General features: G+C 73.1%; 15 protein-coding genes. 5 read left to right on the top strand and 10 right to left on the bottom strand.

The features are described 5' to 3' along the window. Positions 1-67: 67 nt before the first annotated feature. The 3 genes from ACWEV0_RS07290 to ACWEV0_RS07280 are packed head-to-tail and all read left to right on the top strand — an operon-like array spanning position 68 to position 3862. On the top strand, positions 68-1369 hold the full coding sequence (locus ACWEV0_RS07290) for an esterase/lipase family protein (protein WP_453147271.1): 1302 nt from the start codon (positions 68-70) through the stop codon (positions 1367-1369). Between the two features lie 13 nt (positions 1370-1382). Then, a complete protein-coding gene (locus ACWEV0_RS07285; protein WP_453147269.1) occupies positions 1383-2408 on the top strand; it encodes an alpha/beta fold hydrolase in 1026 nt (341 codons plus the stop codon). Beyond that, the gene (locus ACWEV0_RS07280; RefSeq protein WP_453147267.1) at positions 2405-3862 is read left to right on the top strand and encodes a carboxylesterase/lipase family protein; all 1458 of its coding nucleotides are present in this window, start codon (positions 2405-2407) and stop codon (positions 3860-3862) included. Before ACWEV0_RS07285 ends, ACWEV0_RS07280 begins: the two co-directional genes overlap by 4 nt. A gap of 26 nt (positions 3863-3888) precedes the next feature. Here ACWEV0_RS07280 and ACWEV0_RS07275 read toward each other — a convergent pair whose 3' ends face one another. Further along, the gene (locus tag ACWEV0_RS07275) at positions 3889-5322 is read right to left on the bottom strand and encodes a 3-hydroxybutyrate oligomer hydrolase family protein (protein ID WP_453147265.1); all 1434 of its coding nucleotides are present in this window, start codon (positions 5320-5322) and stop codon (positions 3889-3891) included. 342 nt (positions 5323-5664) lie between these two features. Between ACWEV0_RS07275 and ACWEV0_RS07270 the strand changes: the two genes are divergently transcribed. Next, complete coding sequence (locus ACWEV0_RS07270; protein ID WP_453147263.1) at positions 5665-7152, top strand: extracellular catalytic domain type 1 short-chain-length polyhydroxyalkanoate depolymerase; 1488 nt, start codon at positions 5665-5667, stop codon at positions 7150-7152. 27 nt (positions 7153-7179) lie between these two features. Here the strand turns inward: ACWEV0_RS07270 and ACWEV0_RS07265 are convergent, their stop codons facing one another. The 5 genes from ACWEV0_RS07265 to ACWEV0_RS07245 form a co-directional block, all read right to left on the bottom strand. Further along, positions 7180-8118 carry a sigma-70 family RNA polymerase sigma factor gene (locus ACWEV0_RS07265; RefSeq protein WP_453147262.1) on the bottom strand — a complete coding sequence of 313 codons (939 nt, stop codon included), beginning with the start codon at positions 8116-8118 and terminating at the stop codon, positions 7180-7182. A gap of 10 nt (positions 8119-8128) precedes the next feature. Next, entirely contained in the window at positions 8129-9322 is a 1194-nt protein-coding gene (locus ACWEV0_RS07260) for an NAD(P)/FAD-dependent oxidoreductase (RefSeq protein WP_453147260.1), read from the bottom strand. Positions 9323-9413: 91 nt separating this feature from the next. Beyond that, the gene (locus tag ACWEV0_RS07255) at positions 9414-10079 is read right to left on the bottom strand and encodes an MSMEG_1061 family FMN-dependent PPOX-type flavoprotein (protein WP_453147258.1); all 666 of its coding nucleotides are present in this window, start codon (positions 10077-10079) and stop codon (positions 9414-9416) included. Positions 10080-10189: 110 nt separating this feature from the next. After that, on the bottom strand, positions 10190-13036 hold the full coding sequence (locus tag ACWEV0_RS07250; protein WP_453147257.1) for a type 2 lanthipeptide synthetase LanM family protein: 2847 nt from the start codon (positions 13034-13036) through the stop codon (positions 10190-10192). A 113-nt stretch (positions 13037-13149) separates the two neighbouring features. Next, positions 13150-13353: a DUF6229 family protein gene (locus ACWEV0_RS07245; protein ID WP_453147255.1), complete on the bottom strand. Its 204-nt coding sequence runs from the start codon at positions 13351-13353 to the stop codon at positions 13150-13152. Positions 13354-13616: 263 nt separating this feature from the next. Here ACWEV0_RS07245 and ACWEV0_RS07240 point away from each other — a divergent pair, with 263 nt between their 5' ends. Then, positions 13617-15164: a long-chain-fatty-acid--CoA ligase gene (locus ACWEV0_RS07240; RefSeq protein WP_453147253.1), complete on the top strand. Its 1548-nt coding sequence runs from the start codon at positions 13617-13619 to the stop codon at positions 15162-15164. Between the two features lie 55 nt (positions 15165-15219). Here the strand turns inward: ACWEV0_RS07240 and ACWEV0_RS07235 are convergent, their stop codons facing one another. From ACWEV0_RS07235 to ACWEV0_RS07220, 4 genes are all read right to left on the bottom strand, one after another. Then, the gene (locus tag ACWEV0_RS07235; RefSeq protein ID WP_453147251.1) at positions 15220-16401 is read right to left on the bottom strand and encodes an alpha/beta hydrolase family protein; all 1182 of its coding nucleotides are present in this window, start codon (positions 16399-16401) and stop codon (positions 15220-15222) included. Then, positions 16398-16745, bottom strand: coding sequence for a winged helix-turn-helix domain-containing protein (locus ACWEV0_RS07230; RefSeq protein ID WP_453147249.1), 348 nt, complete (start codon positions 16743-16745; stop codon positions 16398-16400). The genes ACWEV0_RS07235 and ACWEV0_RS07230 overlap by 4 nt, the downstream gene beginning before the upstream one ends. Further along, a complete protein-coding gene (locus ACWEV0_RS07225; RefSeq protein WP_453147247.1) occupies positions 16742-17488 on the bottom strand; it encodes a hypothetical protein in 747 nt (248 codons plus the stop codon). Before ACWEV0_RS07225 ends, ACWEV0_RS07230 begins: the two co-directional genes overlap by 4 nt. Positions 17489-17647: 159 nt before the next feature. Further along, entirely contained in the window at positions 17648-22045 is a 4398-nt protein-coding gene (locus ACWEV0_RS07220; protein ID WP_453147245.1) for a hypothetical protein, read from the bottom strand. Between the last annotated feature and the right edge of the window lie 9 nt (positions 22046-22054).

The raw sequence follows: 22054 nt of genomic DNA, 5'->3' as shown, positions 1-22054 counted from the left end.
TGCCGGAACGGGCAATCGCGCGACCACGCGGACGCGCCACGTGCGCACGAGCGGGAGAGGCCGGGACATGACCGACAGACGGAGTCCGGGGCACCGGTGGCGGCTGCGTGCCGCCCGGGTCATGGCGGTGGCGGGGGCCCTCGCGGCGTCCCTGCTCGGGCCGCCCGCGGTGGCCGCCGCCGCAGCGCCGCCCGCGTACCTCACCCTCGAGGCGAGCTATGGGGCCGGCACCGTCACCAACGGCTGGGAGTCCGTCGAGCGGTATCTCGACACGACCAGCGGATTCCGCACCGAGGGCTTTCCGCCGGACGGGCGCGGCGATCAGGACGGCAAGCGGGTCACCTACTTCGGCGGGGTGTCCCGGCCCTCCTCGGGCCGCTTCCTGCTCTACTCGGCCCCCGGCTGGAACACCGGCAGCCGCACCACGCCCGTCCTCCTCGTGCACGGCGCCAACGACACCGCGGACCGCGCCTGGGCCAACCCCGGCGAGTCGGGCGGCTACGGCTGCGGCGCCGCCACCTGCCCGTCCACCGGCCTGATGCAGTACCTGTCCGCGCGCGGTCACCGCGTCTTCGCCGTCGGCTTCGCCCACAAACAGGGCGACAACCTCATGCAGGCGCAGATCGTCGGTGACGCCGTCGCCGTCATCAAGGCGAAGCTGGGCGTGGCCAAGGTCGACCTGGTCGGCTGGAGCAAGGGCGAGATGTCCACCCGCGCGTACGTGTCGTCGGTGAGACCGAGCTGGGGACGGGCGTACGCCGGAGACGTACGGAGGCTGATCACCCTCGGCGGTCCGAACGGCGGCTACGACTACCCGTACGCCCACGGCTGGGCCCACGACTTCTCCATCTGGCCCGAGTGCGGAGGCAAGGTCAACGCCCCCTCCCCGCACTCCCACATGACCTGCTACGGCCTCTACACCGCGCACCCCGAGTTCTCGATGACGCCCTCCGGCGGTCAGGACAACTACCCCGGGCAGCGCCAGATGCTGGCCCGCTGGGACGGCGTGTACGGCGTCGACGGCGCCGCCCAGGACTGGTACACGACGTACTACGGCGGCCAGGGCTTCTACACCGCCGGCGGCGGCATCCAGGCCGCCATCGACGCCGGATCGCTCATCGGCACCCTGCACGGCGCCGGGGTGCCCGCCTCCGTCACCGCCTACCTGCTGGCCGGCGGTTCCGCCGACATCGTCGGCATCTTCAACGAGAACCGCGGCCCGAGCGACGGCGTCGTCTTCATCTCCAGCGCGCTCGACACCACCGGCATCCCCACCGTCGGCGGCACGGCCACCGTCGCCTCCGCCAACCACCTCGAACTGGGCTGGAACAGCTCGGCCGCCGCCCAGGTCGCCACCTGGCTCTCCTGAAGGACCTGAGGACATGACCACGCTCCGCACCCGCCGCGTCGCCACCGCCCGGCTGACCCAGCAGATCACCGAGGTCAGGGACGAGGGCGAACCCGTCGTCCTCGTCCACGGCAACGTCTCCTCCTCCGTGTTCTGGCACACCACGATGACCGCGCTGCCGGACCGCTACCGTCCCGTCGCCGTCGACCTGCGCGGCTTCGGCGGCACCGACCCGCTGCCCGTCGACGCCACGCGGGGCCTGCGCGACTACGCCGACGACCTCACCGCGCTGCTCGCGGCCCTCGGCATCGACCGGGCGCACCTGGTCGGCTGGTCCATGGGCGGCGGCGTGGTCATGCAGTACCTGCGCGACCGTCCGGCCGCGGTGCGCTCCCTGACCCTGGTCAACCCGGTCTCGCCGTACGGCTTCGGCGGTACGCACGGAGTGGACGGAGTCCTCAACTCCGCGGACGGGGCCGGATCGGGCGGCGGCACGGCCAACCCGGACTTCGTGCGGCTGCTCGCCGAGGGCGACCGCGGCGAGGAGTCCCCGCTGTCGCCGCGCTCCGTCCTGGCGGCCGTCTACGTCAAGCCGCCGTGGCGCCCCGAGCACGAGGACGCGTACGTCGAGTCCATGCTCACCACGCGCACCGGCGACGACCACTATCCGGGCGACAGCACGCCGTCCGCTGCCTGGCCCGGGATCGCGCCCGGCACCCGCGGTGTGCTCAACTGCCTGGCCCCGACCCACTTCCGCATCGACGATCTGCACCTCGTCGACCCCAAGCCGCCGGTGCTGTGGATACGCGGAGAGGACGACGTCGTCGTCTCGGACACCTCGATGTTCGACCTGGCGCACCTGGGCGCGGTCGGCGCGGTGCCGGGGTGGGACGGCACTCCGGCGCAGCCGATGGTGGCGCAGACCCGTCACGTCCTGGACCGTTACGCCGCGGCGGGCGGCACGGTGCGGGAGGTCGCGACGGCCGGCGCCGGGCACGCCGTGCACCTCGAACGCCCCGAGGAGTTCGGCAAGGCGCTCCTGGAGGTCCTGTCCGCATGACGGTGTGCGCCACCCGGCAGGGCCCGGTCCGCGGCCGTACGTCCCCCGACGGGGTCACGTCCTTCCTCGGCGTCCCGTACGCCGCGGCGCCCTTCGGCCCGCGGCGGTTCCGGGAGCCCGCCCCGCCGGAGTCCTGGACGGGGGTGCGCGACGCCACGGCCCACGGCCCGACGCCGCCGCACGCTCCGTACGCGCCGCCCTTCGACGTCCTCATCCCGGAGAACGACGTTCCGGGAGAGGACTGTCTCAACCTCAACGTCTGGACCCCGGCTCCGGAGCCGGGCGCCGGCCTGCCGGTGATGGTGTGGCTGCACGGCGGGGCGTTCACCAACGGCTCGGGCTCGGCGTCGGCGTACGACGGAGGCGCCTTCGCCCGGGACGGCGTCGTCTGCGTCACGCTCAACTACCGCCTGGGAGCGGACGGGTTCCTGCGCCTTCCCGGCCGTCCCGACAACCGCGGCCTGCTCGACCAGATCGCCGCGCTCCGCTGGGTCCGGGACAACATCGCCGCCTTCGGCGGCGACCCGGACCTGGTGACGGTCTTCGGCGAGTCGGCGGGCGCCATGAGCATCGGCGCGCTGCTGACCACCGAAGCGGCCCGGGGCCTGTTCCGGCGGGCGATCCTGCAGAGCGGGGCCTGCCACCACTTCCTGCGCCCGAAGTCCGCCGAGCTGATAGCGGCCCGGCTCGCGGAGAAGCTGGGCATCGAGCCGACCCCGGACGCCTTCGCCGCCGTACCCCTGCCGGAGCTCCTGCCGGCCCAGGCGGAGCTGCGGGCGGAGGTGAACGCCCGGCCGGATCCGGCCCGGTGGGGCGAGGCGGCGCTCAACATGATGCCCTTCGAGCCGGTCGGCCCGGGGCTCGCCCTTCCCGGACCGGACTGCGGCGTCGACCTGCTGATCGGCAGCAACCGCGAGGAGTACCGCCTCTTCCTGGTCCCGACCGAGCGCCTGCACGTCCTGCCCGAGTCGAAGCTCCACGCCGTGACGGCGGCCTACGGCCTCGACCCGGCCGAAGCCCTTCCCGTCTACCGGGCCGGCCGCCCGGACGCCACGCCGGGCGAACTCCTCGACGCGGTGGCGACCGACTGGTTCTACCGCGTCCCCGCCATCCGCCTCGCCGAGTCCGTCCCGGGCTCCTACCTGTACGAGTTCGCCTGGCGCTCCCCGCGGTTCGACGGAACCCTCGGCGCCTGTCACGCGCTGGAACTGCCCTTCGTCTTCGACCGCCTCCAGGACCCGTCGTACGGGCCGATGCTCGGCGCCCACCCGCCCCAGGCCCTGGCGGACGCCGTGCACGGGGCGTGGGTCTCCTTCGCGAAGACCGGCAGCCCCGGCTGGCGGGCGTACGACCGGACGACCCGTACGACGATGACCTTCGCCGCCCCGCCCGAGGCCGGCCCGGTCACCGACCCGCGGGCGCGGGAGCGGCTGCTGTGGGAGGGCGTGCGCTGAGCACGGGCGGGGCGAGGTCCGGCGGTCTAGCGCAGCGAGCAGGCGTTCGCGAGGGCGACTGGATCCGTCTCGGCGGGCCGGGCGACGGTGCCGGAGGCCGGCGGCTGCTGCCCGGTCGCGAGCCAGCGCTCAAGGGCCGTGAACGCCGCCCGGTGGCACGGCGTGAGCGGACGCAGCCGGCCCGGGAAGGCGTCGGTCAGGGAGTCGGTGTGGGTGCCGCCCTCGATCCGGTAGTAGCGGTGCAGGGAGCCGCGGCCGGCCTCGCGCACCATGCGGGCGTAGACGTCGGAGTCCTGGCTGATCGGCAGCAGCGCGTCCAGGGTGCCGTGCAGGGTGAGGAGAGGCTTGCCGATCCGCCCGGTCAGCCCGATCTTCGCCACGGCCTGCCGGACCTCGTCGGGCCGGGCCGCGTAGTCGTAGTCCGTGTCACAGGCCGGCGTGCCCGTCGCGCAGTACGGCGTGCCCGCCTCGGCCGGCCCGTCGAAGTCCGGGTCGAGCTCCTCGCGGTAGATGCGCTGGGTCAGGTCCCAGTAGACCTTGTGGTGGTACGGCCAGAGGAACTCCGAGCCGGCCGGGAACCCGGCGGCGTACATCTGCTGCCGCGCCTCCTCGGCGCCCTCGCCGCCCGCCGCGTACACGGGATAGGCGCGCAGGGCCTTCGGCAGGAAGTCCAGCAGGGTGGGGCCGTCGGCGCGCCACAGGGTGCCCTCCCAGTCCACTCCCCCGTCGTAGAGCTCGGGGTGGTTCTCCAGCTGCCAGCGCACCAGGTAGCCGGCGTTGGACAGGCCGGTGACGAGGGTGCGCGTCGGCGGGCGGTGGTAGCGCTGGGCGACCGTGGCCCGGGCGGCGCGGGTCAGCTGGGTGACCCGCTCGTTCCATTCGGCGACGGCGTCGCCCGGCGCGGTGCCGTCCCGGTAGAAGGTGAGGCCGGTGTTGCCCTTGTCGGTGGCGGCGTAGGCGTAGCCGCGGGAGAGCACCCAGTCGGCGATGGAGCGGTCGTTGGCGTACTGCTCGCGGTTGCCGGGGGTGCCGGCGACGACCAGGCCGCCGTTCCAGCGGTCGGGCAGCCGGATGACGAACTGGGCGTCGTGCTGCCAGCCGTGGTCGGTGTTGGTGGTGGAGGTGTCGGGGAAGTAGCCGTCGAGCTGGATGCCGGGCACCCCGCTCGGCACGGCCAGGTCCTTCGGCGTCAGCCCGGCCCAGTCGGCCGGGTCGGTGTGGCCCGAGGCGACGGTGCCGGCCGTGGTCAGCTCGTCGAGGCAGTCGGCCTGTTGGTGCTCGGCGCCGGGGACCCGCAGCCGCTCCTGGCGGGCGCAGTGGCCGGCGGGCGGCGCCGCGCCGGCCGGGTCCGCCGGGTCCGCCGTGGCGGGCACGGGGGTGAGCGTGAGCGCGGCGAGAGCGAGTGCCGCCGTGCCGGCTCGTCGGCCCGGGCGTGGTGGGGAGCGGAAGAAGAGACGCATGCGGGTGCCTCCGGGGTCGTGGATGGCGAAGGGGGATGCGCGGGACGCTATGACGTCGCCGCGTCCCGATACATGGGTCGGCACCCCACCGTCCGCCGCTCGCTCATGTTCCGTCACACCATCACCGAGGAGTGGCCGCGCGGCGTGCCGCCCGGCGGGTCCCGGCCATACCGGGCCGATCGGGCTCCGGGCCATGGACGCCCGTCACACAGGGCGCCCGGCAGCCCTGGCTGTCCCGCCCATGTCGATGCCGGCGAACGCGCCCCGATGATGCACGCCACACCGGTCGCCGGCATCCGGCGCCGGTGCACGCCGAGTTGATGACATCTGGAGGCAGTCGCCATGGGACAGTCGCACCCTCCGTTCCGCTTCACGAGGAGCCGTCGCCTCGTCGGAGGCGTCCGCCGCTGGGCCACCGCGGCCGCGGGAGCCCTGGTCCTGACCGGCGGCCTGGTCGCCGGGGGCCCGCAGGCGTCCGCGGCGGGTCTGACCCAGGTCACCGCGTTCGGCAGCAATCCCGGGAACCTCTCCATGTACGCCTACGCGCCGGACGCGCTGCCGGCCGGCGCCCCGCTCGTGGTCGCGCTGCACGGCTGCGCCCAGAGCGCGAGCGACTACTACGCGCACTCCGGCTGGCCGGCCTTCGCCGACCGCTACGGCTTCGCGCTGGTCTTCCCGCAGACGAGCAGCGCCAACAACGCCAACTCCTGCTTCAACTGGTACGAGCCGGGCGACAGCGCACGCGGCCAGGGCGAGGCACTGTCGATCAGGCAGATGGTCGACAAGGCCGTCGCTCAGTACGGCAGCGACAGCCGGCGGGTGTTCGTCACCGGGCTGTCCGCCGGCGCGGGCATGACCGCGAACCTGCTCGCCGCCTACCCCGACGTCTTCGCGGGCGGTGCCATCGACTCCGGGCTCCCGGCCTCCTGCGCGAACAGCCTGTCCACCGCGTACACCTGCATGTACAGCCCGCCGGACAGGAGCCCCGCCCAGTGGGGCGCCCTGGTGCGCTCCGCCGCCCCCGCCGGCACCACCTCCTGGCCCCGCGTCGCGATCTGGCAGGGCACCGCCGACACCACCGTCCAGCCCGCCAACGCCACCGAACTGCGTGACCAGTGGACCGACGTGTGGGGCATCGGCCAGACGCCGACCCGCACCGCGAACCTCGGCGGAAACACCACGCTGAGCGTCTACGACGACGCCGCCGGCCGGCCCGCCGTCGAGGTGTACTCCGTCTCCGGCATGGCGCACGGGCTCGCGGTCGACCCGGGCAGCGGCCCGGAACAGTGCGGCAGCACCGGCACGTACTACCTCGACACCATCTGCTCCAGCTACCACACCGCGCGCTTCTGGGGGCTCGACGGCCAGGGTCAGGACCCCGGCACCGGTTCCCTGCCCGCGCCGACGGGGCTGGCGGTCAGCGGGACCACCGACACCACGGTCTCCCTGACGTGGAACGCGGTCGCCGGCGCGAGCTCGTACGCCGTCTACCGCGACGGTTCGAAGGTGGCCACCACCACGTCGACCGCCGTGACCGACACCGGGCTGGCCACCGGCACGGCGTACGGCTACACGGTGGCGGCCGTGGACGCGACGGGGACGGCGGGTTCGGTCTCCGCGGCGGTGACCGCGACGACGACCGGCTTCACGCCCACCTGTCACACCGCGAGCAACTACGACCACACGGTGGCCGGACGCGCCTACCAGAGCGGCGGCTCCACCTACGCCACCGGCTCGGGGCAGCCCATGGGCCTGTGGAACACCTTCACCACGCACACCCTCAAGCAGACCGCGCCGGGCTACTACGTCGTCGCCGATTCGGGCTGCTAGACCGCGCCTCGCCCGGGCGACCCCCGGTCACCACGCGTCGATGGCGGGCGCCTGTCGCTCGCGCAGGTGCCAGGCAGCGTTCAGGCGCGCGATCCGGTCCGCGGCGCCGATGCCGCGCACCGTCGCGATCCTGCCGTCGCTGACCTCGAACACCACGGCGCCCACCACCCGTTCGTCCACCACGGCGACGGCCGCCGGGGAGCCGTTGGCGAACACGACGTGCAGCGCCGGCGTGCCGCCGGCCAGCCGCCGCTTCGCCGGCGTGGGCTTGAAGCCGGCCCGCACGAAGGAGGCGACCCGCTCGCGCGTCGTGTACCGCAGCAGCCGCCTGGCCAGTCCGGCGCCGTCCGAGATCGCCGTCACGTCCTCGGTGAGCAGCGCCACCAGCCGTTCGGTGCGGCCCGACACGGCGGCGGCGAGGAACTCCTCGACGATCCGGCGGGCGGTCGCGGGGTCCACCTCCTCGCCGCGGCGGCGTTCGGCGGCGACGCGGCGCCGGGCCCGGTGGACGTGCTGCTGGCTCGCGGACGCGGAGATGTCGAGGATCTCGGCGATCTCGGCGTGGGGACAGGCGAACGCCTCGCGCAGGACGTAGGCGGCCCGTTCGACGGGCGAGAGACGCTCCATGAGGGTCAGTACGGCCAGGGACACCGACTCGCGCTGCTCGAAGGTGTCGGCGGGGCCGAGCATCGGGTCGCCCTCCAGGAGCGGCTCGGGCAGCCAGTCCCCGGCGGCGCGCTCGTGGCGCGCCTGGGCCGAACGGAGCCGGTCGAGGCAGAGATTGGTGACGACCTTGGTCAGCCACGCCTCCGGCGCCTCGACCCGGTCGCGGTCGGCGGCCTGCCAGCGCAGGAACGCGTCCTGCACGGCGTCCTCGGCGTCGGCCGCCGAGCCGAGCAGACGGTACGCGAGCGAGGCCAGCCGGCTCCGGCTGGCCTCGAACCGGTCGATGGCTGCGGTGTCCATGGGGCCCAGCCTATGCGGCGGCGGTCCTCACACCGCTCCGGTCGGGCGCGGCGGCCAGGCGGTGCCTGCGCTTGGGCATGCCGAAGGTGGGGTGTTCGACGCTCCATCCGGAACCCTTGAGCACGCCCGCCTTGAGCAGTGCGGCGGTCCGGCCGCCCACGTACCAGGACTTCGACCGGACGTCCTCGTCCACCATCTGGAAGATCGCGTCCCGGCGCCCGAGGCTGATGTGGTTGCCGTAGTACTTCAGGTCGGTGGTCGGCACCTCACCGCCCGTCAGGCGGGCGATGATCGCGGCGGTCGCCTGCATGGTGGTGAAGCCGGCCGAGGCGCAGGACATCGGCAGCGGCCGGCCGTTGTCGCCGATCGCGTAGGCGCTGTCGCCGGCGGCGTAGACGTCCGGGTGCGAGACCGAGCGCATGGTGCGGTCGACGACGATCTGGCCGGTCCCGGCGACCTCCAGGCCGCTCGCGGCCGCGATGGGGTGCACGGCGAACCCGGCCGACCACACGGTCACGTCGGCGGGGATCACCCTGCCGCCGGCGGCGATCGCCCGGGCCGGCTCGACGGCCTCGATGCCGGTGTGCTCGTGGACGGTGACGCCGAGCCGGTCGAAGGTCCGGCGCAGGTGGGCGCGGGCCTTCGGGGATAGCCAGGCGCCCGGCTCGCCGCGGGCGGCGAGCGCGACCGAGAGGTCGGGGCGGGACTCGGCGAACTCGGTGGCGGTCTCGATGCCGGTCAGCCCCTCGCCGACGACCAGCACGGTGCCGCCCGCGCCGAGGCCGGCCAGGCGCTCGCGCAGCCGCAGCGCCGAGTTCAGTCCGGTCACGTCGAAGGCGTGCTCGGCCGCGCCGGGGACGCCGTGGTGGTCCACGGAGCTGCCGAGCGCGTAGAGCAGCGTGTCGTACGCGAGGTCGCCGGCGCCGTCCTCGCCGGTCACGGCGACGGTTCCGCGCTCCGGGTCGACGCCGGTGACGCGCGCCAGGCGCAGCCGTACCCCGGTGCCCGCGACCACGTCGGCGAGCTTGCGGGACGCGCGGTCCTGGCCGATCGCGAGCTGGTGGAGCCGCATCCGCTCCACGAAGTCGGGCGCGGCGTTGACGACGGTGATCTCCGTGTCGTCGGGAGAGAGCCGGCGGGCCAGGCTGCCGGCCGCGAAGGCCCCGGCGTATCCGGCGCCCAGTACGACGATGCGGTGCTTCATGGCGTTGCTCCTGTCTCGTTCGCGTGCCCCTTGAACGGGACGGCGAGCCGATTGCTGACAGGAGTCGGATGTGACGTGCGTCACACCCGCGTCATTCGTACCGGTGCAGCAGCGATTCGCGCTCGTACTCGCGGACCTGCTCCATCGTGAGGCCGGGGATGTCCAGGTGGGCGAGGGTGATCGCGGCGGAGCTGGGCACGGCGTCCGCGGGCAGCCATTCCTCGGGCTTCCAGGCGCCGCCGCGCAGGAACGCCTTCGGGCAGTGCTGGTAGACGTCCTCCGCCTCGACCACGATCGCGCTGCGCGGCGGCTTGCCGACCGCGGTGAGCTGCTCCAGCAGGCGGGGATCGGTCGAGACACAGGCGCGGCCGTTCACGCGCAGCGTGGACGGCTGACCGGGGACCAGGAAGATCAGGCCGGCCCGGCCCGTCTCGACGATGTTGTGCAGGGTGTCGAGGCGCCGGTTGCCGGTGGCGTCGGGGATGGCCAGGGTGAACTCGTCGAGGACGGAGACGAAGCCGGCCGGGCCGCCCCGCGGGGTCACGTCGCAGCTTCCGTCGGCGCCGGCGCTGGCGACGAACAGCAGCGAGGAGCGGGCGATGAAGGCACGGGCGACGTCGTGGAGGCGGTCCACCGCCTTGCGCATCGCCATGTCACCGGGCTGCTCGTAGATCTCGCGCAGCGCGGCCGTGTCCCGTACGGCCATGGAGTGCAGGGCTTCGAATATGCGGCCGGCCGGCCGCGGCTTGATCGTCACGTACCGGCAATCTATCCGATCGTCGATCTTGGGGAAACGCCCGCGGGCCGGTCGCCGTGCTCGGTGGCGGTCGACGCCCACCGCCTCCGACGGACCGGCCCGGGGCCGCGTCAGGGGGTTTCCGGTTCCTCGGGGTGGGCCAGCAGGAGGGGTGAGCTCAGCCGGGCGTCGGGGTGCATCCGGAGCAGTTGGTGCACCACCCCGGAAAGGCCGGGGAGCAGCCCCGGTGCGAACGCCTCCTTGGCGAGGCCGCCGACCGGGCCGCGCTGCTCGATGCCGGTGATCAGCTCCGCGTCGGCCCGCGCGGCGGAGGGGCCCTCGTACCCGTCCAGCCCGCGCAGGCGGTGGAGGAGTTCCCAGAGGCCGAGGTCGCCGTGGCAGAGGGTGTGGCTCCAGCCGAACCCCTCGCGCAGGCCGGCCGGTCCCGAGCGGAGCGCGGTGTCCAGGTGGCGGGGATCGCCCGTGCGGCCGTGGAGGTCGACGGCGGCCAGGCCGATGCCCGTGCTGCCGTGACACCACGCGGTGGGATGGTCGACGTCTCCCCCGATCCGCGCGTCGGCCCAGGCGCGTGCCGCCGGCTCGTACAGCGACTCCTCGAAGTCGTGGGCCAGGGCGCCGAGTTCGAACCAGCGGCGGCGGTCGGCCGGGCTGCCGGCGGCGGAGAGGGCGAGCCTGGTGAGCGCCCAGCCGGCGCCGCTCGCGCCGTGGGCGAAGCCGCCGATGCCCTCGGGGAACATCACCGTGGACCACCGTGCTCCGCGGTCGTCGACGACCGCGGTCCGTTCGAGGTGCCGGCCGGCCTCCGCGGCGGCGCCCAGCCACCGGTCCTCGCCGGTGAGTCCGGCGAGGTCGAGCAGCGGGACGACCGCGCCGGCCACGCCGCCGAGCACGTCGAGGGCTCGGTCCTCGGCGATGAGTTCCGGGGTCAGCAGCGCGGCCCTGGCGCGGGCGCGGTCGAGGAGGCCGGGCGTGCCGAGGAGGCGGTGCAGCGCGCTCCAGGTCCACACCTGTGAGGCGATGCCGGTGAACCCGCCGAGCTGGCGGGTCGGCACGGTGTCCTCGGTGGCGGCCAGCACCTCGATGGTGCCGGCCAGCAAGGACTCGACACCGTCCACCGGATCGGCTCGCCCGGCCCGCTGCTCGCGCAGGTACTCCGCGAGGGCGACGGCGACGCCGCCCTGTCCGGTGTAGAGGTCCGCGCCCAGCGGGCGGATCGCCCAGCCGTAGTCCGTGAGCACCGGACTGATCCAGGTCGCGGTGGCGTCCGTGCCGCGCACGGCCGCCGCGCAGACCGTCCGCACCGCCTCGGCCGCCAGCGTGCGGCGCCGCCGGTCCAGGTCCTCGGCGTGCGGCGCGAGGGCGGGCGTCCGCACCCGGTCGGGCAGCCGGCGTTCGTTCAGATAGGCGCCGACCAGGGCGCTGCGGATGGTGTCGCGCTCACGGGTGAGGTCCGCCTGCCGCCACCCCGTCAGGAATGCGCCGAGCCGCTGCCCGTCCACCTGTTCGCCGAACGCGGGGATGTCCCCGACCAGGAGGTCCGCGATCTCCTCGTCGATCACCGCCGGTTCGAGGGGGGCGCCGGGGGCGGCGAGCGCGTTGCGGTGGAGGATGTCCCGGGCCCGGGCCAGGGCGGCGTCGGGGTCGTGCAGCGAGGCCGGGTGCCAGAGCATGCGGCCGATGTCCGTGTACGTCTGCGTGGGCCGCCGGATCCTGCGGACCCGGCAGCCGTCGAACGCCCGCAGCAGCGTGTCGAGTCGGCCGGCCGCGTCGAGCTTCGCCAGGGCCCCGGTGAGCCCGTCGAAGCCGGCGAGCACCTGGTCCCAGTGGCGGAGCAGCACCGGCTCGGGACTGGGGTGGTTGCGGGCCGGCGGCAGGTCCACCGTGCCGACCTCCATCCGGGCGGTGTCCCGTCCGCCGTCCACGATGACCGGGACGCGGATCTGCGGCTGCTGGCCGGGCAGTCCGCCCGCGGCCGAGAGGTCCACGCCGGCGAGGGCGTAGCCGTCGGTGCGGAGCGGGAGGATGCCGGTGCGCAGCACGGTGTTGCGGATGGTCCGGGCGGCCCGGTCCACGGCGTCGCCGCGCCCGCTGGGCGGTACCTCGACGTCGGGCGTGAACAGGGCCTCGGCGTCGACCACGGCGGGCACCGGGCCGTGGGCCACCAGGTTCTCGGCGTGCAGGTCGGTTCCGCCGAGGAGTCGCATCACCGCCAGCCAGCCGCCCAGGGCGCGGTAGAAGCGGGCGAGTTCGGCCTCGTCCCGGCAGTAGCGGTGACCGAGGTGCTCGGCCCAGCCGTAGCCGTCCCGGATCACCACGCGCGGCACGCCCAGGTCCTCGGCGCCGGGGACGGCGGCGACGAAGGAGCGCAGCGCGGCGTCCACCTCGACCGGTCTTGGCTTGTACATGACGCAGGTGGTCTCGAAGAGCAGCAGGGCCACCGCCCGGCCCCCGTGATGGGTGTCCCCACGCGCGAGCTCCAGGGCGCGCAGCGGTCCGGGATCGCCGCCGAGCAGGCCCGCGACGGCCCGCCGGTCCGCGGCGAACCGCGCACCCAGCTCCATGGCGCCCTCGATCAGCAGGCGTCCGGAGGCGAAGGCCCGTCGGCGCAGCGCCGGGTAGCGCCGGTGCAGGGTCTCGGAGAATCCGGGTTCGGAGGCGTGCCGGAGGAAGGCGTCCCAGCGCGCGGACGGGTCCGCGCCGGGCAGGTCGCCGGCCAGGGCGGCGGCCCGCAGTTCGAGCAGGAGCACCCGGTTGAGCCGGAGCTGGAGGGTACGGCGGAGGGCCTCGCGCGTGGCCTCGCGCAGCACCTCCCGTTCCTCGGCGGCCAGCCCGGCCGGCCCAGGCCGGGCGTCGAGCTCCGCGAGCAGCGGGGCCGCGAAGGCGTCCACCGGGCCGGCGAACCATCCCTCGGGCGGCGGTCCGTCGGCCGCGCCGGCCGCTGCCACCGGTTCCACCATGCTGAGTCCTCTCCTGACGGCTGGGGCGGTCTTCGCGTACCGGGCCCGGGCCGGCCCGGGCCGGGGAGCCCCTGAGGGCTCCCCGGGTGGTGCGTCCGGTGCCGTACGGTTCGTCAGCAGCAGTAGCTGTGCAGCGAGCCCGTACAGCTGCTGCAGCCGGTGAAGAGCGCCTCGGTGCCGTCGGTCAGCGCGGCCTCTCCGGCCGCACCACCCACGTAGAGCGGGCCGGCCGGGTTGTCGGCCCCGAGGGCCGACTCGGCGCCCTGGAGCCAGGCGGTGACGATCTCGTCCGCGCGGGTGGTGGAGATGACGGGCATGCGGTACCTCCTACGATTCGCCGGAAGTGCACGGGGCTACAGAATCCACCGGAGGCGACCCGTCCGGGACCGGCGAGAACCGGCCAATCGTGGAAGGGGGCCGGGTGCCGATGCGGAGGCCCGCCCGCCGTGCCGCGCACCCCGTGTCCCCCTCGGTGGCGAGGGCACGTCGCACACCCGCTGGCCGTGATCGCGTGCGACGACGATGATGACGCCGTGCACATAGCCAACGACTCCGCACTCCACACCCCGGGAAGCCGCCCATGCTGAACCTGTCGGTCCTGCTCGAGGACTCCGCCCGCACGTACCCCGACCGCGACGCGGTCGTTCTCGGCTCGACCCGGCTGACCTACGCGCAGGTCGACGCCGCCGCCAACCAGGTCGCGAACCTGCTCGTCGAACGTGGCGTCGGCCGCGGCGACAAGGTGGCGCTCAGCTGTCCGAACCTGCCGTACTTCCCGATCGTCTACTACGGCATCCTCAAGGCGGGCGCCGTCGTGGTGCCGCTCAACGTGCTGCTCAAGAGCCGCGAGATCGCCTACCACCTCCGGGACGCCGGCGTGACGGCGTACTTCTGCTTCGAGGGCACCGCGGAGCTCCCGATGGGCGAGGCGGGATTCGCCGCGTTCCAGGAGGTCGGGTCGGTCCGGCACTTCTTCCTGATGACCGCGGATCCGGCCGCGCCGAGCCCGGTCGGGGGCGCCGAGACGATGGGTGCCGCGCTCGCCGGCCGGAGCCCGGTGTTCGACCCGGTCGTCACCGGGGCCGACGACACGGCGATCATCCTCTACACCTCGGGCACCACGGGCCAGGCCAAGGGCGCCGAACTCTCGCACGCGAACACGATGATGAACGTGATGGCCTGCAACCGGATGTTCGAGAGCAGGCCGGCCACGGACAGCCATGTGCTCTGCCTTCCGCTGTTCCACACCTTCGGCGCGACCGTCCAGATGCACGCCGGGTTCGCGGTGGCCGCCACGCTCCACCTGGTGCCGCGGTTCGACGCGGCGCAGGTCGTACGCCTGATGGACACGGAGAAGATCACCTTCTTCGCCGGCGTCCCGACCATGTGGTGGGCGCTGCTGTCCGCGCTCACCGACGACGTCGACGTGGACCGGATCGCCGCCAACCTGCGGATCGGCGTCTCCGGCGGGGCGGCCCTGCCGGTCGAGATCATCCACCAGGTCAAGGACCGGCTGCGCGTCCAGATCCTGGAGGGTTACGGCCTCTCCGAGACCAGCCCGGTGGTCACCTTCAGCGACCCCTACCGGGAGCCGCGGCCCGGCTCCATCGGCGTCCCGATCTGGGGCGTCCAGCTGAAGCTGATCCGCGACGACTGGTCCGAGGTGACCGGCACCGGCGAGGTCGGCGAGATCGCCGTCAAGGGCCACAACGTGATGAAGGGGTACTGCAACCGCCCCGAGGCCACCGCCGAGGTGCTCAGGGACGGCTGGTTCCGCACCGGTGACCTGGCCCGCAGGGACGAGGACGGTTTCTACTACGTCGTCGACCGCTCCAAGGACATGATCATCCGTGGCGGCTTCAACGTGTACCCGCGCGAGGTCGAGGAGGTGCTGATGACGCACCCCGCGGTCAGCCTGGCCGCGGTCGTCGGTGTGCCCCACGAGAGCCACGGCGAGGAGGTCAAGGCGTTCGTCATCCTGAAGCCGGGTGCGGAGGCCACCTCCGCCGCACTGGTCGCGTGGGGCAGGGAGCAGATGGCCGGCCACAAGTACCCGCGCATCGTGGAGATCGTCACCGCTCTCCCGATGACCGCCACCGGCAAGATCCTCAAGCGCGAACTCGGCTGACCGGCCGGCGAGTGGAGCCGGCGCTATCGGACCGCGCACCGCGCGGTCCGACGCTTCACGGGACGAACTTCACCTCGGGGAAGGCCGTGCTCGGCCCGTCGAGCAGGTGGCTCCTGCGGTGCCGCAGGTGCAGGTCGAAGAACGCGAGCGGGTACGCCTGTTGGATCCGTACCGCGCGGGCCGGGTCGAGCGTGCCGATCATGTCCTGGATCTGCTGGTCGGTCAGGCCGAGGAGCCTGCCCGCCTGAGGGATCAGCGCCGCGTTGTCGCCGTACGAGGGGTGGATGGCCCCGTCGGCCCGGATGTCGAGCCGCCAGCCGCGAAGGTGCGTCCAGAACTCGGCGACGGCCGGCATGGCGGCCCGGGTGAACGAGGCCGTCATCATCATGAACGGCCGGTCCAGATCGGCGGTGATGCGCGGCTGCATCGGGCCGTCCAGGCTCAGCCCGGCGCGGACGCGCCGGTCGGCGAGCATGGTGAGCGCGGTGGCGGTGCCGCCTTTCGACCAGCCGAACGCGCCGATGCGCCGCGGGTCGAGGGCGCCGGGCAGGCCCTGGGGCAGCGGCCGGCCGTCGACGTCGGGATTGTGTCCCGCGGCGAGGCCCTCCACGCAGTCGAGCAGGAACCGGAGGTCCGCGGCGAAGTCCCTGGGGTACATGGGGACGTCGCCCGGGGTGACCACCCGGCCGTCGGGGAACTCGGTGAACGTGTCGTAGGTGTGGTCGACGGTGACCACCGCGTAGCCGTGGCTGGCGAGTTCCTGGACCATGACGGTGTGGTCGCCGCGGTGGCTGCCCGCGCCGTGCGCGTACACGATGACGGGCAGGCGGTGGCCCGTGGGGTGCACGGGCGCGCCCAGGTGCCCGGCGGTGAGCGGGCCGAGAGCCGGGTCGAGGGGGAAGCCGATGTCCGCCAGGAGCGCCCGCAACGCGCCCTCGGCCATCCAGGGCGCGCGCGGCAGGCCCTCGGCCTTGCGCGCGGGGTACCACACGGCCGCCATCAGCTCGCGGTGACGCCCGGCGCCTGCCACGGGATCCGGACGCGAGGTGTCGACGAGGTGGAGCGGCACCGTACCCACGGGGTACGGCCCGGTGGGCGTGGACAGCGTGAGTCGTACCGGGTCGGGGACGGCCGGAGCCGCCCACGCGCCGGATGCGACGCCGAGCGGCACGGCGGCCCCGACTCCCGCGGCCAGCGCGGCCGCGAGCACGCGGCGCCGGTCGGGTAACGACTTCATACTTCCTCCTGGGTCTGCCCGGACGGGCCCTGTTCGATCTGGCGGATGAGGCGCTTGAGCTGGGTGACCTCGTCCCGGAGGGCGCGGCCGCCGGCGGGGGTGAGGGAGAGCCAGGTGCGGGCGCGCTTGCCCTCGTAGCCCTTCTCGATGTCGATCAGGCCGGCCTTCTCCAGGACGGACAGGTGCTGGCTGAGGTTTCCCGCGGTGAGCCCGAGGGCCGTGCGCAGGAAGCCGAACTCGACGCGGCGGGCCTGGTGGGCGACGGTGAGGATGCCGAGGCGGACGCGCTGGTGGACGACGTCGTCCAGGCCGGTGACGGGGTGCGGGTCGGGCTGATCGGTCATGGGACGTCGTACCCACGGGACCGCTCGGCCCGTGCGAACCCGAGCGCGCCGAGCAGGAGCAGCACGCCCGCTACGCCGAAGTGGGGTACGCCGGACCAGGGCGAGGCGAAGGAGATCCCCCACCAGCCGCTGGTGCGCGGTACGAGCTCGACGGCCAGGTACACCAAGGCGAGCAGCAGCAGGGCGCGGCTTCGTTCCACCCAGGCAAGGACCAGCAACGGCAGTCCGACGGCCATGGCGTTCCCGGCGAGATCTTCGAGGAACCTCGTCGCCCCGGAGGCGGGGTCGAGGTGCAGACCCCAGAAGTCGAGCGTCTCCCCGGGCCGCGGCATCCCGTGGCGCAGGCTCCAGAACGCGGTGGCGGTCGACAGGCCGACCAGGGCGATCCCGGTGAGGATGTATGGCCGGACCGGAGTGCCGACGCCGCGACGGCGGGAGCGGCGGAGGTAGAAGTACGCGGTCGCGGCGTAGGCGAGGGACAGCCCGACGGGCCAGTAGACCGGCGAGCCCTGCGTCATCAGGGTGCAGCCGGCGCCTGCCGCGGGGTCGGTCGCCGGGCAGGGCACGGTCTCGACCTTGAAGGTGAGGCGGCCGACCAGGATTCCGCCCAGCGTGAGCACGCCCAGCAGCAGGAGAGGGAACCAGGTGCCGCGCTGGGCGGCGCGGACCCGGCAGGTCAAGTCGCCGAGGCCGGCGAGGACTTCACGAGGGGTATCCGGCACGGGTACCGAGGCGTCTGTCATGGAGTCAGCTTTGCATCACAAACCAGTTGAGGCAAGAGAGTCGCTCACGCGAGCCTCGCTCGAGGGGTGGGACAGGCACGTACACCACGCGAAAGCCCCTGGCAGGGCGCCGGGTTCGACACACCCGGGCGCCCGCCAGGGGCTTCCACACGCGCGGTGCTACGAAATGGTGCAGTACAGGTTGGGGTCACAGCCCTCGAGTTCGGGGAACTCGACGAAGTACGGATCGTTGTCGTGCATCCGCAGCGACGTCACGAAGCCGGACACGGTGGCTCCGGCACCCTCGTTCTGCGCTCCGGCCATGGAGGCCCGGGCACACACCTCGTTCCACGACGGAATGGAGAAGCGTTCGTCGTTGTAGAGGTGCCAGCTGCCGTTCGCCTCCTTCTTGGCGTACAGGTTGGCGCATTCGGAGCCGTACGTCGTTCCGTTGTCCAGCGACTGCCCGCCGCTCTCCTTGGTCGTCGCGAAGGGGTACTCGTCGCACTGGACGCCCTTGGTGTCGGGCGTGGCCAGCGGGTGGGTGTTGCCCTTCAGGGCGATGCCCGCGCCGCCCAGCTCGCAGACGACGGCCCGGTTCCGGTCCGCGACGGTGTCGACGCCCTCCTTGTGGAGCGGCTTGTTGTACTTGGTGCTGCCCGGGTGGCCGGCCAGCTTCTCGCGGATCAGCCAGTAGTAGGCCGCGGCGGCCGGGTACTTCTTGGTGGGGATGGACAGGGTGGGCGTGTACTTCGGGAAGACGCAGCCCTCGCTGTTCTTGGGGAAGAGCGAGTCACAGCGGATCTCACCGAGGTGGTGCCACATGGCCTTCTTCACGACCTGGCCGTTCGGCACGGTCGCCGCCGTGAAGTCGAGCGACGAGTAGATGTCGATGTTGTTCCAGTCGCCCAGCTTGGTGTTGGTCCAGGTGTGGGAGCGAACGCCCTGTGCCATGTGGGTGTCGCCGGGCGCCCATGCGGTCACCATGTCCCAGGACGCGGGCGAGGTGTCACAGTAGGGAGCGCAGTCGGACGTCCAGTCCTTGAGCGTCACGGCACCGAGACTCGGCGGAATGTTGATCGCCTGCAGGGACAGCATCTCGGTGAAGTACTTGGACTTGCTCTTCGTCTGGTACTCGTGAACCATGGCGAACTCGGCGACGCCGATCGGCGAGCCGTTCACCGAGAACTCCGCCAGTACCGTCGCGACGTTGCAGCTCCCGAGACGCGTTCTCGCGTAGCCGGACACCTTCGTCGGGTCGCACCACGCCTGCAGGTACGGAGCCGTCGCGACCGCACGGTTCCCCTGGGCGCCGAGACGCGCCTGGTCCTGCTCGGTCATCGGGCGGACCGTGACGCACTCCTGCACACCGCGGGCGCTCTTGGGGCCGCACTGCTTCCTCTGGGGCGTGAGGAACGAGGTCATCCCGTTCGGGTCGATCCTCGGCACCTGGTTCTCGAAGTCGGGTTCCGGCACGTTCGGGTCGGGATCGGGCATGGAGATCTCGGGCATGTGCGTGAAGTCACCGGGCTCGAACGCCACGGCGTCCCATGCGATGTCCTCGTCTCCCGTCCCGTTGGCGGTGATGGTGGAGAGGCGCACCTCGGGCGCGATGCCGTTGAACTTGTAGGCGCCCAGGCTCACCCAGCGGTTGCCGTCACCGGGCTGGGACATCACGCGGAGAACCCAGCCGCTCGCCGTCTTGATCTCGTAGCGGGCTTCCTTGGTCTGCGCCCCGTGGTCGGGCAGGTGCACCCAGACCCGCGCCTCCTTCTCGATGGCCGGACCCAGCTTCCAGGTGCCCGTGACCTTGAGGCGCTGCCCCATGGGGTCGTCCCGCCGGGTGTGGGAGAAGTAGAAGTGGCCGCCGAGACCCGCGCCGAGCTGGTGGGTGTCCACCTTGCCCGGGTAGGCCGTCTCCGTGCCGTTGTTGGAGAACGTGAAGGTGAAGGTGCCCTGGCTGTCCCAGTACTTGGGGCAGTCGGGCCGGATCGACGGGACGTTGGTGGGGACGTCGTCGACGATCAGCGCGTTGGCCGGCAGGCCGGAGTCCCCGCAGCGCGGCGGGTAGGCCGTGCCGTCCGCCTCCTCCGGGTACGTGTTGTTGAAGCGCAGGAACTCGTTGCCGCAGCTGTAGGAGCAGTCCGTCTTCCACACCGCGGACTTGTTCCACCAGCACTTGAAGTCGACGCGGCCGCAGGGGCCCGTGGTGTTGGTGGTGTTGCTCGCCGAGTCGGAGATGAGGTTCGGGAAGCAGTTGTTGGAGAAGTCGCAGAACATGTCCTCCGGCGGCTTGACGCGCGCACGGTTGTTGAGGGCGCTGCCCGCGACGTTCACGCCGGCCGTGGTGCCGTTCCACCAGGCGGCGCGGAACCCGGCCACCATCTTGCCGGGCGACTCCAGATAGGCCGGCGGGTGGGCGGCGAAGCCCAGCACCTTCTCGGGATAGGGCCACAGCTGGGGATGGGCCGCGGCGGTGGCGTCATCGCCTCCCGAGGCGTTCTCCATGAAGGGCAGCCGTCCGGCGTCCCATTCCGGGTTGGCCGGGTTGTTGAACCAGCCGAGGCCCCAGGCACCGCTGTTGGCGTCCGCCTCGCTCTGGGGGTGGAAGCCGGAGTTGTACGCCCACAGGGCGTAGTACCAGTTCTCGATCCGGGACGGTGCTCCGTCGTTCAGCTTCATGCCCGCGGCGCGCGTCTCGTTCCACTTGCCGGCGAGGATCTGCAGGCCTGCGGCCACGTTGGTGGCGTAGTCGAGGGCGACGGCCCGCTGCGTGTCGTAGGGCCAGGCGGCTCCGCCGTGCCCGTCCTCGCGTCCGGCCATGCGCATGTGGTCGGTGACCTGGGTGATGCCGTATCCGCAGTCGGCCTTGGACCAGTCGACGTCCCAGTCGTTGCCCGTGTCGGCGTCGTACAGGTTGATGCCGTAGTAGTTGCCGATCAGGGGGTTGGCGGTGACGCCGGGCACGGCCGTACGGGCGGCCTGCCACATGTTGGACTCCTGGGAGGCGAGGCCCAGGAGGACCTGGGCCGGGACCCTGCCGCCGCCGTCGAGTGCCGGGTTCAGGAAGAGGCTCTGCGGCTGGTACGCCGGCATGCCCAGGTTCTTCCAGTTGGCGGGCCGGGAGATCTTCAGGTTGAGGTTGCCCGTGATCGCCTGGTCGACGGCCCACTCCACCTGGCGCGGCTTGGGCTGCATGGCCTGGTTGCGCGGGTCGTTGCGCGGGACGGAGCAGGTGCGCTCGTCCTCGACCGGGTTGGCCGGGTCGCTCGCCGCCAGGTGCGCCGCCGTGCCGGTGAGCTGCTTGCGGGCCCTCCCGCGCGGTGCGGTGAGGCGCGGTGACGGCTGCCGTCCGTCGGCGGCGTACGCGCTCTGCCGGGCGGTGGGGTCGACGGTGAACGTCACCGTACGTCCCGTGGCGGGCACGGTCATGGCGATGTCCACGCTGCGCGGCTGCCCGGCGTCCTTCGGCCGGACGCGCGAGTCCAGGCCGTCGGCCCAGCGGGTCGAGGTGACCCAGGCGTCGCCGTGCGTGGTGACGACGGTCTGCTTGGAGACGCCCGGGAGGCGGCGGACGACGTCGGGCAGCGCGGCGGCCGTCTGCTTCGTGTCGCCGGTGACGTACACGGTTCCGGCGCCGGCGGTGAGACCGGTGGTCGTCAGACCGCCCTCGGCGAGCACCGCGGGCTTCCGTACGGTGCGGGAGGCCTGGGCCGTCGGCGGGTCGTCCGCCCGCTTGACGCGTGTCGTTCCCCGGGCCTTGCCGACGCCCCGGTCGAGGAAGACGACGCCGCCGGCGCGGTCGGCGGCGAGGCGGTAGGGCACGGCGTCGGTGTCGGCGATGACGCGGCTGCGGCCCTGCCGGTCGAGGGCGACGACGTGCGGTCCGTCCGCCGCCACGACCTGTCCGGCCCGGGCCGGAACCGCCGAGGTGAGCTGCTGCTTGGAGAGGATGGCGGGCGCCAGGGCGCCGGTCGCGGCGTCGACGACGACCAGGCGTGTGCCGGGCCGGTCGTCGGTCCCCGACTGGGTCAGGACCGCCCGCTCGTCCGTACCGCAGCCGGGGTTGTAGTACGAGAGGGAGGCCTGGATGTCGAGCTTGGTGACCTTGCCCGAGGGCAGGTCGACGATGGCGGTGAACCCGCCGCGGGACATCAGCTGCTGGTCGTTCGTGAACGTGCGGGGCGCGTAGACGACGACGGCGCGACGTCCGGAGCCGGTGACGCACGCGTTGCCGATCCAGGCGTCCGTGTCGAAGCCGGGCTCCGAGAGGGTGGCGGTGGTCCGCCAGGTGTAGCCGTCCTGCCGGCGGGCGGTCAGGAGATGGAATCCCCGGGCGTCGCCGGTCGTGGTCCAGGCGAGGTCGCGGGACTCCCGCCAACCCTTGCCCAGGACCTGGTCGCGGGCGGCCGGAGCCACCGTGGCCGGTCCGGCCGCGGCCGGGGACACGGAGGCCGTCGCCGCTTGCGGGGCGGGGTCCGGTGTCGTGGCCCAGGACTGGGTCTGCACCAGTCCGGCGACGAGGACTCCGCTCGCCAGAGCCGCGAGCGGTACCCGGGCTCTTCGTATGGATAGCACTGGTCGTTC

The organism is Streptomyces sp. NPDC003943, assembly GCF_053605265.1.
This window is presented reverse-complemented; position numbering and strand designations above follow the sequence as displayed.